This window comes from Streptomyces sp. NPDC101178, from assembly GCF_044767965.1.
Taxonomy (GTDB): domain Bacteria; phylum Actinomycetota; class Actinomycetes; order Streptomycetales; family Streptomycetaceae; genus Streptomyces.
This window is the reverse complement of sequence record NZ_JBIWOZ010000007.1, coordinates 270391-286873: the sequence shown is the minus strand read 5'-3', so window position 1 is coordinate 286873 and position 16483 is coordinate 270391. Positions and strand designations below refer to the sequence as shown.

The window sequence follows — 16483 nt, the reverse complement described above, 5'->3', positions numbered from 1 at the left end:
CCGCCGGGGTACCGGAACGGTGTGCTCGGGGGCGGGCGCGCATCTGGCACCGAACCCGCGCCTGGGCGCAATCCCCGTGAAATACTTGTGAGTTACGGGCGCGAGCGGATGCTTCGCGCCGGGAGGGGGCGGGTTTCGTGGCGGACGGCAGCGAAGCGGTCGTGGGGGAGCGGGGGGCCTCGGGCGGGCAACTCGTGTTCCGGGTCGAGGTCAGTGGTACGCACCGGCGGCGGGAGGATCTCGCGGCGCTGCACCAGTGGCTGGAGGACGCTCCGATCCTGACGGAGGCCCGGGACGAGGGCGGGCTCGACGTCAGGCTGGTGGACTCACATCGGCAGAGCCCCTCCATGGGCGGCGAGTTGGTGCAGGACATCCTGCTCGTCGTCACCGCGGAGGTGGCCCGGTCGGTCATCGAGAACGTCTGGCGGGCGGTCCTCGCCTGGCACCGCAACCGGCGCAGGCTGGCGAACGCCGAAGAGCTTCCCCGGGTCACGCTCGACGCGGACGGCGGCGACGGCGACCCGACACTCCGACGGGACACCGGGACGGGTCCCGGTGCCCGGGACGAACCCGGCTCCGGCGAGACGGAGCGTCGCCCGGCGGATGAGGCGGACGGGCCGAACACAGACGGTTCGAACACGGACGGACGGGACACGGACGGGCCGAACGCGGACGGGCCGAACGCGGACGGGCCGAACGCGGACGGGTGGGACGCGGGCGGGCGGGGCTAGGCGTTGTGCCGCCGTACAACGCGCGTAGTTCGCAGAACCGGTCCAAGACCCATCGCGCGGTGCTCATCGGCGTCGACTCCTACACCCATGAAGCCGACCTGCCCGCGGTCGCGCACAGCCTCCGGCTCATGGCGGAGGCGCTGACCGCCGAAGGCACGGGTGTCATGGCCCCGGGAGAGCTGGTCGTGCTGCCGGACCCGGCCGGGAGCGGCCCGGGCACCGTCGACCCGCTGGAGGTGGTCCGAGCGCTACGGGACGCCCGCGAGCAGGTCGACGGGCTTCTCGTCGTCTACTTCGCCGGGCACGGCGTGGTCAAGGCCGACGGAAAGGATCTGCACCTGCTGTTCAGCCCCTCGCGGGTCATCGCCGATCCGCACCGCCCTTTCATCGACGCGCTCTCGTGGCGCGATCACGTCATGGCCGAGCTGCGGCTGGCGCGGGCCGACTGGGTCGTGGTCGTCCTCGACTGCTGTTTCGCCGGAAACGCGCGGCAGGACTTCCACCCGGAGGAGCAGCAGAACTTCGCACTCCTGATGGCGGCCGAGCAGAACGTGGAGATCCCACCCGGCGACGCCGCGACCGGCACCGACTTCACCGTCGGGCTCCACCGCCTGCTCACCGGGCGGACCTGGGCCTCGAAGCCCGCCACCTTCACCCGGCTGGTGGGGGAGATCCGCGAGGTGATGGCCCCGCTGAAGGCGGTCCACGATCACCGCTGGATCCCGGGGGAGCGCCGACACGGTGACGACGTGCTGCTCGCCATCCCCGGCAGGAGACACGGGCGGGAGCCCGGGCCGTCCGAGCCGGCCGGGACGGCGCCCGGGGCCGGTCGTCCGGCGCTCGCGTCCGCCGGAGCGGATGGTGCCGTCGCGGCGCCGGGGCGCCCCGGGGAGGGCGAGGCTGAGGCCGGGAACGAGGCTGAGGCCGGGAACGAGGCTGAGGCCGGGAACGAAGCCGAGGCCGGCCCGGTCCCCCCGCCTCCGGCCGACGGCACGACACCGAAACAGCGCCCGGCCGCCCGGCGTTACCGGGCTTTGTCCGCCGGCCTCGCGCTCGCCTGCCTCGCCGGAGCCGGCGTCCTGTTGAGCCTCGGCGGCGGCCCGGACCACGGCTGCGCGCCGCCTCTGGAACTGCGCGTACTGGTGGATCCCGACATCCGGCCCACCGTGCAGAAGGCCGCCGACACCTACCTGGACCGGAGCACCGGCGGCTGCCGGACTGTGGGCATCAGCGTGTACACCGGCAACTCCACCGATGTCGTCGACGCGCTCCAGGCCGCGCCGCTCTGGCAATCCCATCCCGCCTCCTGCCCGCCCTCCGGCGACTGCCTGTTGCCGCAACGCGATCTCGGGGCCCAGCCCGACGTCTGGATCCCGGCCGCCACGGTCACCTCGCTGCGCGTGCTCGCCGAGCAGAGCGTGGCGGCCCGGACAGTCGCGAAGCTCGACTCGCTGGGCTCTGTCGCGTACACCCCGATGGTCCTCGCCGTCCCCGCCGACGTGGGCCGGCGGCCGGGCCCTGCCGATCGCCCCGCACCGCTGGCCGACCTGGTCGCCCGAGTCCGGGACGGTGGCTCCGACGGTCCGGAGCCCTACCAGGTGTTACGTCCCGATCCCGAGGGCGGAGACGGCGCGCTGCTGTCGACCACCGCGCTGTACGGGACCGACGACCGCCGTCCAGGCGACGTCGAGGCCACCCTCACCGATGACCGTCTTCCCCCGCAGCCCACGGCGCGCGATCTGATGTGCGGCCTCGCCGACGGGTCCCGTAACGCACTGGAGGACAGGGCCGCGGTGCTGGTTCCCGAGCAGACCATGGCCCTGTTCAACCTGCCCTCCGCGAGCGGGGAGGCCGGCACCGTGGGACGACCGGCCTGCGCCAGTGACGTCCTGGAGCACCGTGCGGCCCGCTACCCCACCGACGTTCCCGTGCTCGACCTCCCCTTCTTCCGTGTCACCTGGGCCGGGGCCGACCGGGACGCGACCGCGCGCGGGCGGGCAGTGCGGGACTTCTACGACTGGCTGGCCAAGGACCCCGAGGCCGGGGCGGTCTTCGTGCGGGACGGCTTCCGCACCGGACCGAGCGGGAAGCCGTCGCTTCCCTCCGAGGCCTCCCCGCTCACGGCAAAGGCCAACGAAGGGGCGGTGAGCCTCCTCCTGCCGCCCTCGAACCCGCCGACCTCGGCCTCCGAGGTCACCGAGGCGCTGCGCGACTACCGACAGGCGCTCGGCCCCGGCCGCGTCCTCTACCTGCTGGACGACTCGACCTCGATGGAGGACAACCGGGTCTGGTCGGGGCCGGGACGTGCCAAGGACCTGGTGGCCCGGTCCACCGCCCCGATCGGACCCGAGGACACGTTCGGGGTGTGGGGGCTCTCACCGGGAAGCGCCGCGAACCACACGGAACTGGTCCCCTTCGGCAGCGCCGGCCCGGACCTGGGCCGGGCCCGCGCGGCGGTCGGCGGGGCCCCGGCGGTGAACAGGAACGCGCGCGTCCTGGACGGCCTGCGCGACGGCCTGTCCGAGCTCCGGTCGGGCTCCGAGGGCCCCGTGCCCCGGCTGCTCGTGCTCGTCACGGACGACGAGGACTCCGCCGACCTTCAGCGCGAGGACGTCCTCGCGCTGGTGGAGACCGCGACCGAGGGGACACCGGTACGCGTGGTCACGGTCGCGCTGCGCGGAGGCGGATGCGCACCCGAGCAGCTGAACCAGCGGCTCGCCGAGGCGACCGGCGGCCGCTGCCTGGACGCCTCCGACGACCTGGCCACCGAGCTGACCGCCGAGGTCGCCAAGACCGGGACGGGGGACGCCCGGTGAGCGGCACGCGGCCCCGTCGCCCTCCCCGCGCCGGCGTCCTCGGGTGCCTGCTGCTCACCCTGTCGGCCGCCTGCACGGGGAGCGGCGCGGACGGCCCGTCGCCGACGCCCGGCACCCAGGCACCGGGCCCGATCATCGTGGCCAGCGGCCTCGACGTGACCGGCTCCGGCGGAGTGCGCCAGCAGCTCATCGCCGAGTGGAACCGCCAACACGAGGACGACCCCGACCTGCGGGCGCAGATCGTCGAGCTGCCCGGCGGCGCCGACCAGCAGCGCAGCCAGTTGCTCGGCGCACTCCAGTCCGGCAGCGCCGCGTACGACATCGTCAACCTCGACGTCACCTGGATACCCGAGTTCGCCGAGGCCGGACTGATCCAGGCGCTGCCGGACTCCGACACCGACGACCCCGACGTCATTCCCGAAGTCCTGAGCACCACCCGCTGGAAGAGCCGGACCTACGCCCTGCCCTTCAACACGGACGTCGGCCTGCTCTACTACCGCAAGGACCTGATCGAGCAGAGCGGGATCAACGAGAACCGCCAGCCGACCGGCGACTGGTCCTGGCAGAACCTCTACGACTCCATCGCGACCCTCGGCAGCGGGCAGCCGGAAGGCGATGACCCGGAGAAGGGCTGGACCACCCAACTCGCGCCCTACGAGGGCCTGACGGTCAACGTGATGGACGCCTTCGCCGCCGCCGACGTGCGGATCGCGAGCGCTGACGGCACGTACAACGCCACGCCGGACACCCTGAAGGACGGCCTCCAGGAGTTCCTCACGCATGTCGACGACAACCGCACGCTGCTGCCCCGGGCGCTGACCTCGAACGAGGACGCCACCCTGGACGACTTCGCGGAGGGCCGGGTGGTCTACATGCGGAACTGGCCCTACGCCTTCGGCGCGCTCCAGAGCCGGTTGGCACCGGAGCGGTACGCCGCCGTCCCGCTCCCCGGCCGCTCCGTGCTCGGCGGCCAGAACCTCGCCGTCTCCGCCGCGTCACCGCGATCCGCCGCCGCCCGGAAGCTGCTCGCCTTCCTCACCGGGCCGCGCAGCGAACGCTGCCTCCTGGACGCCGGTTTCGCCGCGACCCGTCTCTCGTCGTACACCGCGGAGAAGACGACCGGGGCACCGGCCTGCTGGGAAGCGGTCACCGAGGCGCTGCGGCCCGGCACGGCCTCTGCGGACCCGGTGCCACGGGAGGGCAGCGCCCGCGCCCCGTCCGCGCGGGAGCGGTCGGAGTACATCGGGAGCGTACGGCGGGCGCTGGAGGAGGCGGTGCAGCGTCCGCGTACGCCGTATTACGGAGCGTTCACCCGGGCTCTGCAATCGGCGGTGTACGGACTCCTGACGGACGAGTCGCCCGATCTCGACGAAGCGGCGGAGCAACTGCACGAAGCCCTGAAAGAGGCCTTCGCGGGCCGCTAGCGGCCGCCGGGGCGGCGCGCTGTTGTCGCGGTGATCATCTACCGCGCGGGAGCCACCGCCGTCGCGGTGACCTTCGCGGCGCCCCTGGAGGACAGCTCCGACGCGAAGGAGGTGGATGCGGGGAGGGAGTAGCCCGCCGCGTCGTGGCCCTCGCAGAAGCGGCTGTCCGCCAGAAGCCGACGGCGTACCGTGCCGGTCCCGGCCACGGCGGGCTGGGGCAGCCAGGACCGGTCGGGGTGACGGAACCGCAGATGCGACATGGCCCGGCGCACCACCCGTCCCTCGGACAGGGACAGGGGAACACGCGTGGTGGTCAGCTGACCGGCCGGGCAACGGTCGCAGAGCCGGTAGGAGAACTCACCGACCACTTTGCGGTGGTGGACCAGGAGCAGATGATGCTCGCTGGTCCCGGCCGAGGGTGGACAGGCCGTCCACTCCAGACGATCGAGCAGGCGCGCGTGACCCCGCTTACGCGCCCAGTGTCGCCGAACAGCTTCGAACCGACGGTTCCCGACCATACCCATGCGTGACGGGTGCCCCGGCGCGCTCCCGTCATGCTTCCCTGTCCGGGAACCGCAGGGATCAGGCCTGGGAGGCGTACGCGAGGAAGTGCGTCCAGGCGGTGTCGGGCCGGTTCCGCAGGAGTTCCCGACGTTCCAGCCGGGCCACGAGCCGCGCTTCGATCTGCTCGTCGTCGAGCGGCGGCAACCGGTCCGCGAAATACGTCCGCGCGTACGCAGGCGTCTGCAACAGCCCCGGAATCAACCGGCACTCGTACGTGTAGCGGATCGAGGTGTCCGACACCCGGGGCGAGCGCCGACCGCCAGGGCCGGGGGACGTCACCGCACCGGCGGACGGCGACGACGGCGGGCGCGGGATGCTGATCGTGGACGCGCCGGCGGACCGCTGGGCGGTTCTCGACCGGGAACGGCCGCCGGGCAGGACGGTCCGCGCGGAGCTGGACCTGTTGTACTGACCACCGCCCCCAGGGGCGTCAGTGGTCGGAGTAGCTGAAGTCGCCCATCGTCCAGGCGCTGACGTCCTCGATCGCCACGCGGTACATCCCACCCGTCTCCGGGATTCCCACCGCGCCTTGCAGGATCCGCGCCACGTGGAAGTGCAGATGCGTCTGGGGGCCTTCCTTGCGCGCGGTGGCGGTGAAGGCCGCGGCGAACTCGCCCAGCTGGGCCGAGTCCGCCAGGACCTCCGACACCCGCTGCCGCCAGACGGCCTCGGGGGCCAGTCGGCCGGTGATGACGGCGCCCCCGGCGACGACGGTCAGCGACATCTGGTTGCTGTGCCCGGACTCCACCAGGGCGGCGACATCAACGAGCAACTCGTCAGGCTTCGACATGGAAGCCGATTCTAGTCGGCGGCTCCGGCCGCGGTCCCTGCGGTCCGGTCCAGGTGGTGCGCGCCTCTTCGCGGGTCGGGTGGATCCGTGGGCCGGCGGGCTGACGGGCCGCAAGGGTCATCCGGTGGCGGTCAGGACGAGGATGGCCTGGTCGTCGTCGATGCCGTGGCCTCCGGTGAAGGCGTGCACGGCGTGGGTCACGGTGTCGATCAGCTGTTGGGCGGTGGGTCCGGCCGGTGCGTCCGCCAAAGCGTCGGCGAGGCGTCGGTCGCCGAAGAGTTCGTTGTCGTGACGGCGGGCTTCGGTGATGCCGTCGGTGTAGAGCACCAGGCTCTCGTTCGGGCGCAGACGCAGGGTGCGGGCGGTGAGGTGGGTCTGCGGCCCGATGCCCAGCAGGACGCCCGGTGCGTCGACCGCCCGGACGGTGCCATGGGCGTCCAGGTGGAGAGGGAGGGTGTGGCCGGCGCGGACGAGTTCGACGTCGAGGCCGTCGTCGGTGGGGGTGATCCGGCCGTAGACGAGGGTGACGAATCCGGTGCCGTGACCGACGGGCCGGTTGCACAGGGCCTGGTTGACCGCTTCGACGACCTCTTGGGGACCGGGGACGAGAGGGGCGACGGCGCGGGCGGTGTGGCGTACCAGGGCGGTGGTGGTCGCGGCGATGGCGCCGCGGCCGCAGACGTCGCCGAGCAGGAACGCCCACCGGCCGTCGGGCAGGGGGAAGACGTCGTAGAAGTCGCCGCCGACGTCGAGTCCCTCACCGGCGGGGTGGTAGTAGGTGGCCACCTCGGTGCCGGGCACGCAGGGCAGTTCAGGCAGGAGGAGCCCTGCCTGCAGATCGCGGGCGAGGACGGCGCGGTGGGTGTACTGGCGGGCGTTGCGCGCGGCCAGGGCGGCGCGTCCGGCGAGCTCCTCGGCCAGGGCGACGGTGTGTCCGTCGAAGGTGTACCCGTCGGTGGACAGCAGCGTCACGGTGCCGACGACGCTGTCCCGGTCGAGCAGGGGGATGCACAGATAACCGGTGACGCCCAGGTCGTGCCAGGGGCCGGGGCCGGTGGGGGTTCGCCGGGCCACTTCGGTCACGCCGGAGGCCAGGACGCGTGCGACGGCGTCGTCGGTGTCGTCGTAGACAGGGGCGTGGCCGGCGAGCAGATCCCGCTGCCACCGGTCGGGGGCGGCGGTGGCCACACGGCGGACCCGTCCACCCTCGATGACATCGACCGCGCACAGTGGTGCCAGGCGCGGGGTGCAGGCCTGAGCCAGGCGGTTGAGGGTCTGGGCGACGTCCAGGTCGGTGGTCAGGAGGGTGCTGGCGTTCAGAAGGAAGGCCAGGTCGTCGCGGGCGGTCTTCTCGCGGGCTTCGGCCGCCTGGTAGGCCTGTTCGGCCTGGTGGCGTTCGATGGCCAGGGCGGCGGTGCCGGCGAAGACCCGGGCGAGGGCGAGGTCGGCCTCCCGCGCGACGCGCGGGACGCGGTGATACATCGCGAAGGTGCCCAGCAGCGAACCGTCGCGGGCCAGGATCGGGGTGGACCAGCAGGCGGCGACACCGGCCTTCTCGGCCAGGTCGCGGAAGTCGTCCCAGAACGGATCGGTGGCGATATCGGTGACGATCACCGGCCGGCGGCGGTGAGCGGCGGTGCCGCAGGAGCCGACACCCTCACCGGTGGCGATACCGTCGATGGCCTGGTTGTAGAAGTCGGGCAGGCTCGGTGCGGCGCCGTGGCGCAGGTGTCGGCCGTCGGCGTCGGCGAGCAGGACCGATACCAGCACTTCCTCAGGAGTGAGATCCTCGATCGCCCGTGCCATGCCTTCGAGCACCTCGGAGAGAGGGGCCTGGCGGGCGATCTGCTCCAGCAGGGCCCGGTGCTCGGCCGTCAGCCGCTGCGCATGTTTGACCTGGGTGGTCTCCACCCCGATCATCCGCACGCCCATGACGTTGCCGCCGGAGTCCAGACGAGGCTCGTAGGTGAAGTCGAAGAACCCCTCGCGGGCATCCGCTCCCTCGCCCAGCATCACGCGGGCGTCCCGGCCGGTATAGGCCTCACCTGTGCGATAGACACGGTCGAGCAGAGCGATGAAGCCCTGCTCGACCAGTTCCGGCAGGAGCTGCCCCAGCGGCACGCCGGTACGGGTGCGCTCGATTCCGCCGATCGCCGCGAAGAACGCCGGGTTCGCCGCCTCCAGCAGGTGAGCCGGCCCGGCCATGGAGGCGAACAAGGCCATCGACTGCCCGAACAACGACCGTAGATCGTCCTCCCCGTCGCCGGATGCGGCGGTACGCGCCGCCGGCACCGGGCCGGTCCGGACAAGCGGGGGTGCCTGCTGGTCCGGTGCGCCCGTCATCCGCCGTGCTCCGTGCCGGTCCGCGCCGAGCTGTCGGCGCCGGCCGCAACGGCTCCGGGAACATGCAGGTGGGCGTCGAGAGCCTCTTCCGGGTCGATGTGCAGACAGAAGATCTGCTTCAGCCCGGTCAGTTCGAACAGGCGGTTGAGGTTGTCGGTCACGGAGGCCAGGCACAGAACCCCGTCCTGCGCGGACATCTGGTGGTACAGCTTCAGCAGGGCGCTGATGCCGGTGGAGTCGCAGTAGGCCAGGTGGGCGCAGTCGATCACCACGGCCCCTGTCACCTCGCCGGTGCCCAGTTCCTCCTCGCCGGCCTCGTACAGCTGCACCACGCTGTGGAAGTCGAGATCCCCGCGCAGAGTGAACACCACTCCTCGTGTGTCCCGTCTGACCTCTACCGTGAACACTTCGGTTTCCTCCACATGGGTTCTCCGTGACGCCCAGGATAGGGGGCGGTCTCTGCCGGCGGGGACGGTGCGGTCCTCAGTGATGTGTGGTCAGGTCGGTGAGTCCGGAGATGGTCAGTACGGGCTCCAGGACCGGGCCGGCGATGAGTTCGAGGCGCTCTGCGTGCGGGAACAGGACGCTCAGGCCGGCGCTGTCGAGGTACTCGACGTCGCTCAGGTCCAGGACGAGGGGTCCGGGTGCGTCGTCGAGGGCGGCCGCCAGGCTCTGGGCGTTGCTCATGTCGATCTCGCCGACCGCGGTCAGCACGCTGGTGCCGTCCGGCCGCCGACTGGCTGTGAGGGTCAGGGGCGTAGTCATCAGGCGATCCTCGTGTGCATGTCGACGGTGGTACCGGTCGGCCCTTGGACGACGGTGACCTGCTGCATCAGGGCACGCATCAGCCCCATACCGCGGCCGCGGTGGGCGTTGCGCTCGGGCTGGGGCACTTTCCACCGGCCGGAGTCGGCGATGGTCAGGCGCAGGTTGTCGACGGATGCCTCGGCGCGGAAGTAGACGGTGTCGCCGGGGGCGTCGCGGTGTCCGTGTTCGATGGCGTTGGCACAGGCTTCGCCTGCTGCCACCAGGACGCTCTGCGCGGTGCGCGGTGGCAGGTCGCACTGTTCGAGCCAGCCGCGCAGAGCTTTCCGGACGGGAGCGAGCTGGCCTGATTCCGCCGGGAAGGAGATCTCCAGCGGAGCCGGGTGACGGTAGAGCAGCAGGGCGACGTCGTCGTCGTAGCCGCCGTCGGGAGCCAGCCGGGACATCACTTCGCTGGCGAGATCGTCGACCGCGCTGTCCCGGCCGTCCTGAAGGGCCTCGCCGGCCCGGTCGATGCCCGCGCTGAGCGGACGGCGGCGGCGTTCGACCAGCCCGTCGGTGTACAGCAGCAGCGTGGAACGGGCGGAGATGGTGCAGCTGCCTTCGGGGCGCGGCCGGTCGGGCCGTACGGCCAGGGGCAGGGAACGTCCGTCTTCCAGAAGCCTGGTGATGCCGTCGGGTCGGACGAGAATGCCAGGGGGGTGCCCCGCGCTGGAGTAGGTGAGCTGCCCGGTCCGGGGGTCGAGAACTCCGCAGAAGACGGTGGTGCACATCGCGCCGGGGACCCCGACGGCGAACTGGTCCAGGGCCATGAGCGCCCGGGCGGGACCGGCGTCCTGGAGCAGCAGGGCGCGGCAGGCGCTGCGCAGCTGCCCCATCACGGAGGCGGCCTGCAGGCCGCGGCCGACGCAGTCGCCCACGACGATGCCGATGCGACCGTCGGGCAGGGCGACGGTGTCGTACCAGTCGCCGCCGACCTCCAGGGGGCGGGTGGCGGGCTCGTAGCGGACGGCGAAGCCGTCCGGGAGCTGGGACGGGCCGAGAATGGCCCGCTGCAGCGCGATGGCGGTCTCGCGTTGCTGGTCGATCTGGTGAGCGCGGGCCAGGCCCTGGGCCAGGCGGCCGGCCAGCAGGGACAGCAGGAGCTGGTCCTCGCCGGTGAAGGGGCGCCGCTCGCCCAGGGCGATCCACAGGGCCAGGCTGCCTTGCGGGTGTTCCAGGACGACGGTGGCCCCGCCCTGGCCCGGAACGACGGTGAGCGCCGGCTGGTCACGCAGAGCGGTGAGCGTCCGGCGGCGTTCGGCGGGCAGATCCTGCCAGACGAGGCCGGTGCCGGTGCCGGTGAGGACAGGCTCGTCACGGGGACCGAAGACCACGGCCGTCACGTGTTCGGCGTGCCACAGCTTCTTCAGCTCCTCAAGAGAGCCTTCGAGGGCCTCGGCCAGGCTGGGGGCCTGGGACAGACGGGTGCTCAGAGCGGCCAGGGCGGTTTCGCGCTGGATGGCGTAGTGCTCGGCGCTCACGTCGCGGAAGGTTCCGACGATCACCGTACGGCCGGTGTCGGGGTCCTGGACCTGGTTGAACGTGGCCGTCACCCACAGGCGATGTCCGTCGCGGTGGGTGACGGGAATGGTGTAGCTACCGCGTTCCTGGCCGGTCAGTGTGGCGAAGGCCTCGGCAACCAGGCGGTGGGCTTCGGGGTCGGTGGCTCCATCCGGCCACCAGGGGTGCACCGGCTGGTACGGCAGGCCTTCGGGGCCGTACCCGAGGATGCTGGTGAAGGAGGTGTTGATCTCGATGACCGCGCCGTCCTCGGCACAGACGAAGAACGCCTCCTGGAGCGAGTCGATCAGGGCGGTACGCCACCGGGCGTGGTGGTTGCGCAGCCGGGCCAGTTTCACGTTGGCCTCGACGCGGGCCAGGAGTTCGGCGGCGGCGAACGGTTTGACGAGGTAGTCGTCCGCGCCCGCCTGCAGACCCTCGATGGACGCCTCCTGCCCGGCGCGGGCGGACAGCAGTACCACCGGCACCGAGGCGGTACGCGAGTCGTTGCGCAGCGCTCGCACCAGGGACAGGCCGTTCAGGCGGGGCATCATGACGTCGCTGACCACGAGATCGGGGGCGTCCGCGCGAACGGCTTCGAGGGCCTGCTGTCCGTCGACGACCGCGTCGACCTGGTATCCGGCGTCGCGCAGCAGCCGGGTGAGGTACTCGCGCATGTCGGCGTTGTCGTCGGCGATCAGTACCCGCGCCTGAGCCGACAGGCGGGGCACGGGAGCCTCGCCGGCCGTCTGCGGCCCGCTGTGCGGTTCGCCGGCCGGTTCGCCGGTCTGCCCGCCCGGCAGCCAGCGCAGGGCCTCCTGGACGAAGGGGGCGGCGCCACCGGGAGAGGTGACGTCGTCGCCCCCGGGGGTACGGACGGCGTCGGCCGGCAGGTGGGCTGAGCCGAACGGCAGCCGGATGGTGAAGCTGGTGCCCTCACCTTCAACGGAGGCGGCTGTGATGAGACCGCCGTGCAGGCCGACCAGTTCCTTCACCAGCGCCAGGCCGATGCCGCTGCCCTCGTTGGAGCGGGAGCGGGCGTTCTCGATGCGGTGGAACCGCTCGAACAGCCGGGGCATCTCCTCGGCCGCCACACCGATCCCGGTGTCCGTGATCCGCACCACGGCCTCGTCGTCCTGGACGCCCACGCCCACCCGGATCGAGCCCTCGAAGGTGAACTTCAGCGCGTTGCTGAGCAGGTTGAGGACCACCTTCTCCCACATACCGCGATCGACGTACACCGGCTCGGGCAGGGTTTCGCACTCGACGCGGAAGTCCAGGCCGGCGTTCTCGACGGCGGAACGGAAGACACTGGCCAGCGCGCCGGTGACCGTGGCCAGGTCGACCGGCTCGTAGCTCGCCTGCATCCGGCCCGCCTCGATGCGGGAGAAGTCCAGCAGCGTGTTGACGAGCTTGCCCATCCGCAGACCGTTGCGGTGGACGGCCTCCAGTTCCTCGCGCACCCGCGGCTCCGCGTCCGCGAGCTGCTCCCGCAGTTCCTGGACCGGCCCCATGATCAAGGTCAGCGGGGTGCGGAACTCGTGGCTGATGTTGGAGAAGAACGTCGTCTTGGCCCGGTCGAGCTCCGCGAGCTCCTCGGCACGGCGCTGCTGGGCCTGGTAGCTGCGGGCGCTCGCGACGCCGGCGGCCATGTGTCCGGCGACCAGTTCCAAGAAGCCCTGGTAGTCCTCGTCCAGGGCACAGAAACGGTTCAGGCCCGCCACCATGAATCCGTAGGGCGCTCCACCCTGTTGCAGCAGGGGCACGACCATGGCCTGGGCCGGCGCCTTCTCCCAGGCCCCGGTCGGCAGGTCCGTGAACGCCTCGCCGTCCAGGGGCACCAGCACGGAATCCCCCCGAGCCGGTACGTCGAAGGGCCAGAGCGGGACGGAGCCCGGGGGAAGGATCTCCGGCGCGGCCGGATGAGCCGGCCCGATCCCGGTCACCGAGGCGCGACGGGCACTGCCGTCGTCCTGGAACAGATAGGTCAGGGTGAAGGGCAGATCGTACGGATTGCGACTCAGCTGCCTCCCGGCGAAGCCGAGCATCTCCTGCTCGGTGCGGATGACGCTGGGGTCGGAGCCCAGGTCGCGCAGGGTCGCCATCCGGCGGTCGCCGATGACCCGCTTGGTGTCCTCGCTGACCACGCACAGCAGGCCGACCACAGCGCCGCCGTCATCGCGCAGGGGACTGTAGGAGAAGGTGTGGTAGCTCTCCTCGGTGTAGCCGGAGCGCTCCACGAACAGCATCAGTCCCTCGTCCCAGGTGGCCTCACCGCTGTTCAGAACGGTGTCGATCCGAGGAGCGATGTCGTCCCAGATCTCCGACCACACCGTGGCGAAGGGCCGGCCCAGTGCCCAGGGGTACTTCTGGCCCAGGGAGTCGCGCCGGTAGGCCTCGTTGCAGAAGAACGTCAGCTCCGGTCCCCACGCCATCCACATGGCGAACTTCGACGACAACAGGATGCTCACGGCCGTCCGCAGACTCTGCGGCCACTCCTCAGGCTCTCCCAGCGGCGTCGCCGACCAGTCCACCTTGGCCAGTTCCCGGCCGATGTTCCGGTCGGCTGTGAACACCTCGTCCATCGCAGCCGAGGGAGTGGTGAGCTCACCGTCCTCCGAGCGCGTCACAGCAGACACCCCTTCACTGGCCTCAGCCTCTTCGTACGAAGTACCGCCCGAGGCTGCTCCACAGCGCCGCCGACCGGCAAACACCCAACCCTCTACCCCGCGGAGAACACGAGAAGCTCTCCCACCGCCCGAAGATCCGCCGGCGCAATACGTAGGATAAGACAACCGCGCCCGGTACGGACGCCACGGAAGGCAGCACCCGGCGGCAGTCCGTACGGCGGCGGCGCCGATCGCAGAGCGGAACGTATGCGGGGGCGATGCGCGCGGCCGGGACCGGCGGACCCGGTCAGCCCCGCCGCACCCGCCCCGCGATCCGCCGCCCCAGCCGGCCCAGCCCCCGCGACCTGTTCCAGTCGCGGAAGGCGTTCGCCCGGCCGCTGCTGCCCGTCCGGCCCACCGTCTCCTCCACCTCCGCCACGGCCTCCGCCGTCATCCCGCGCACCGCCGGGCGCAGCACCTCCTCCAGGAGGGCGGCGGCCGTGGTCGTCCAGGCGGTGCCCGCGTGGGGGTGGGCGGTCCAGTGGGTGAAGCAGTCGGCCGCATAGGCGGGGTGGGTGCGCAGGCGGGTGCGGGTCGGCTCGGCGCGGGCCGCGCGGTCGTACGCGGCGATCAGGTCGGTGTCGTCGCTGCGGACGAAGGCGTACAGCTCCGCGCCCGGGCGGTCCGGGGCCAGGAGGCGTTCGGCGAGGGCCGCGAACGCCACTTCCCGGAGGGCTGGTTCCAGTGGCGCGGCCCGGTCCCGCAGGGTGCGGACCTGCTCCGTCCAGCCGGGCTCCGGTGCGCCCGAGCGCAGGTCGCGGCAGAGTTCGAGGAGCTGGAGCGCGGCCCGCTCCCGGCCGCCGATCTCCTGCGGGAAGGCCCGCAGCAGGTCGTGGGCGAGCGCGGTCGCGTCCGTGCCGCCCGCGCCTCCCCGGTCGCCCGCCGGCCCGTCCGCCGGTGCGCCGAGTGCCGCGTCGACCAGGCGGGCCCACGTCCCCGCCGCCCGGTGCGCGTCCGAGGTCGCCGCCTCCAGGAGCAGCCGGGCCTCCTCGACCGTCGGCGGCCGGTCCTCCCAGACCAGGCCCACCGCCGTACGCAGCACCAATGGCTCGGCGAACGGGGAGAGGCCGGCCGCCCTCAGCACGCGGTGCCAGATCCCCGCCCGGTCCCGGCCCAGCGTCGTCATCGCCCTCGGCGCCTCGGCGCACATCCGCAGGTGCGGCAGCGCCTGCGTCCCGGTGAACGGCAGCGCGACCCGCTCCAGGAACCGGGCCACCGCCGCCGGATCGTCCGGCGCGATCCGGTCCAGCGCGCCGAGCAACGCCGTCCGTACGTCGAACTGCTCGTCCAGCAGCTCCAGGAGCGCCGGCGCGAAGGCGGGCGCCTGCGCCGATGCGTCGGCCTTTGCCTGGGACGCGGGTGCGAAGACGGGCGTCCCTTCGGTCCCGTCCGCCTCCGCCAGCAGCGCCGGTGCCAGCCCGGCCACGACCCCCGGCAGCGACTCCGTACCGTTCACGCCCAACAGCCTCGCCACGCGCAGCAGTTGTACGGTGCGTGCCACCGGCCTCCGGCCGCCCGCACCGCTCTCCAGCTCCGCCAGGATCTCCGGGCCCAGCACCTTGGCGATCGCCTCGCCCTCCGGGCCCGTGAACGCGTCCCGGCGCGGCAGCTCCAGTGAACCGTTGCCGCCCCGCACCGCCTCCGTCACCAGCATCGCGGCCAGCGGTGCCGTGACCGAGGCCGGGCACCTCCCGTCCAGGGCCCCGAACAGCCGCCCCACCGCGTCGAATTCGGATCCCGTACGGTCGTCGATCCCCGGTGACGTCAGCGCCTCCACCAACTGGCCGATCCGCTTCGCGTCCAGGGCGTACGGCCGCTCCGCCGCCCAACCGGCCGCCTCCGCACGCTCGTCGGGCCCCAGCGCCACCCCGGCGCACAGTGCCATCACCGCCAACGGCCCGGCGGCGAAAGGGTCCCCGGGCAGCTCGCGCGCCTCCTGGAACAGCTCCGGCGCCCGGCTCCGCCACACCCGGGCCGCGGTCCGGGCCCACGCGTCGCCCCAGGCGTCCACCGGCGGCCGGTCCGCGCAGACATGGACCCGAAGCCCCGCCTCCCGCGCCGCCGCCGCGTCCTCGGGAGGCGCTCCCACCACACGCAGCGGCGAACTCCCCGGCGCCCGCGTGTACGTGGTGAACGTCAGCCGCTCCACGCTCTCCCTCGGCAGCGTCACCGCCGCCAGCCCCAGCCAGCGCGCCACATCCGCGCTCTGCCGCTCCACCAGCACCACCGGCCCGCCGGCCGCCGGAGCCTTCTCCTCGCTCGCCCGGCGCAGATCGGCGAGGACCGCCGCCAGCCAGGGGCCGCGCGACACGGCGAAGTCGTCGAGCCCCTCCCGTACCGGCGCGGGACCCGGCGGCACCATGGCGAGCGGGTCGGGCTGCGCGCCGCCGACCGGCGTCGTGGCGGCCCAGTGCGGCGACCGCCACGCCTCCACCGGCAGCCGGTCGCCCGGCAGCGGCACGCCCGGAGGCAGGTGCACCGCGTGCGTGTGGAACCGGACCGGTGCCGTACCGTCGCCGCGCGCCGGAGCCGTACGGCCGACCACACGGCTGCCGTCGGACAGGACCGCGTACGTGAACGCCTGGGGGAGCGCGCGGAGTTCTGCGGCGGTGGGCCGGGTCGAGGCGCCGTCGGGGAGCGTGTATCCGAGCAGCGGTTCCACCTCGGCGAGCAGCGCCGCCGACACCCCCGGCCCGACGGCCGTGAACCGGCCCGCCGTCTCCTCGTCACCCGGCGCGGCGGATATGTGGTGCACCTGTGCAAGGCTCAATCGTCGGCCCTCTTCGTCCTGCCGCGCCCGGGTCCCCGCTCCACCCACACGCGACCGGGTCGGGGGAGG

At 72.7% G+C, this 16483-nt stretch carries 10 protein-coding genes and 2 pseudogenes; 4 read left to right on the top strand and 8 right to left on the bottom strand.

The window, feature by feature from the left end; translation table 11 throughout:
• Positions 1-137 precede the first annotated feature (137 nt).
• The 3 genes from ACIRR8_RS21670 to ACIRR8_RS21660 are packed head-to-tail and all read left to right on the top strand — an operon-like array spanning position 138 to position 4971.
• On the top strand, positions 138-731 hold the full coding sequence (locus tag ACIRR8_RS21670) for a hypothetical protein (RefSeq protein ID WP_404067165.1): 594 nt from the start codon (positions 138-140) through the stop codon (positions 729-731).
• Positions 732-736: 5 nt separating this feature from the next.
• A complete protein-coding gene (locus tag ACIRR8_RS21665; RefSeq protein ID WP_404067162.1) occupies positions 737-3547 on the top strand; it encodes a substrate-binding domain-containing protein in 2811 nt (936 codons plus the stop codon).
• Entirely contained in the window at positions 3544-4971 is a 1428-nt protein-coding gene (locus tag ACIRR8_RS21660; protein WP_404067159.1) for an extracellular solute-binding protein, read from the top strand. Before ACIRR8_RS21665 ends, ACIRR8_RS21660 begins: the two co-directional genes overlap by 4 nt.
• Before the next feature lie 38 nt (positions 4972-5009).
• Here the strand turns inward: ACIRR8_RS21660 and ACIRR8_RS21655 are convergent, their stop codons facing one another.
• Positions 5010-5339 (bottom strand): hypothetical protein, encoded by a 330-nt coding sequence (locus ACIRR8_RS21655; RefSeq protein WP_404067156.1) that lies wholly within the window; start codon positions 5337-5339, stop codon positions 5010-5012.
• Between the two features lie 235 nt (positions 5340-5574).
• A pseudogene (locus tag ACIRR8_RS21650) lies at positions 5575-5754 on the bottom strand (Scr1 family TA system antitoxin-like transcriptional regulator); the annotation flags it as partial.
• A 1-nt stretch (position 5755) separates the two neighbouring features.
• Between ACIRR8_RS21650 and ACIRR8_RS21645 the strand changes: the two are divergent.
• A pseudogene (locus ACIRR8_RS21645) lies at positions 5756-5947 on the top strand (ATP-binding protein); the annotation flags it as partial.
• A gap of 18 nt (positions 5948-5965) precedes the next feature.
• On the opposite strand, the gene ACIRR8_RS21640 reads toward ACIRR8_RS21645, so the two are convergent.
• The 6 genes from ACIRR8_RS21640 to ACIRR8_RS21615 all read right to left on the bottom strand — a co-directional run bounded on the left by ACIRR8_RS21640 (position 5966) and on the right by ACIRR8_RS21615 (position 16399).
• Positions 5966-6325, bottom strand: coding sequence for a hypothetical protein (locus ACIRR8_RS21640; RefSeq protein ID WP_404067153.1), 360 nt, complete (start codon positions 6323-6325; stop codon positions 5966-5968).
• Positions 6326-6442: 117 nt separating this feature from the next.
• Positions 6443-8668, bottom strand: a complete 2226-nt coding sequence (locus ACIRR8_RS21635) for a SpoIIE family protein phosphatase (protein WP_404067151.1) — start codon at positions 8666-8668, stop codon at positions 6443-6445.
• Positions 8665-9075, bottom strand: a complete 411-nt coding sequence (locus ACIRR8_RS21630) for an STAS domain-containing protein (RefSeq protein WP_404067147.1) — start codon at positions 9073-9075, stop codon at positions 8665-8667. The genes ACIRR8_RS21635 and ACIRR8_RS21630 overlap by 4 nt, the downstream gene beginning before the upstream one ends.
• A gap of 76 nt (positions 9076-9151) precedes the next feature.
• Entirely contained in the window at positions 9152-9433 is a 282-nt protein-coding gene (locus ACIRR8_RS21625; RefSeq protein WP_404067145.1) for an STAS domain-containing protein, read from the bottom strand.
• A complete protein-coding gene (locus ACIRR8_RS21620; protein WP_404067143.1) occupies positions 9433-13605 on the bottom strand; it encodes a SpoIIE family protein phosphatase in 4173 nt (1390 codons plus the stop codon). Before ACIRR8_RS21620 ends, ACIRR8_RS21625 begins: the two co-directional genes overlap by 1 nt.
• A gap of 286 nt (positions 13606-13891) precedes the next feature.
• Positions 13892-16399, bottom strand: coding sequence for a GTPase-associated protein 1-related protein (locus ACIRR8_RS21615; RefSeq protein WP_404067140.1), 2508 nt, complete (start codon positions 16397-16399; stop codon positions 13892-13894).
• Positions 16400-16483 lie beyond the last annotated feature (84 nt).

Excerpts from the sequence above, each read along its gene's own strand:
- ACIRR8_RS21640 (WP_404067153.1), bottom strand. The coding sequence starts at position 6,325 with ATGTCGAAGCCTGACGAGTTGCTCGTTGATGTCGCCGCCCTGGTGGAG.
- ACIRR8_RS21635 (WP_404067151.1), bottom strand. The coding sequence starts at position 8,668 with ATGACGGGCGCACCGGACCAGCAGGCACCCCCGCTTGTCCGGACCGGC.
- ACIRR8_RS21625 (WP_404067145.1), bottom strand. The coding sequence starts at position 9,433 with ATGACTACGCCCCTGACCCTCACAGCCAGTCGGCGGCCGGACGGCACC.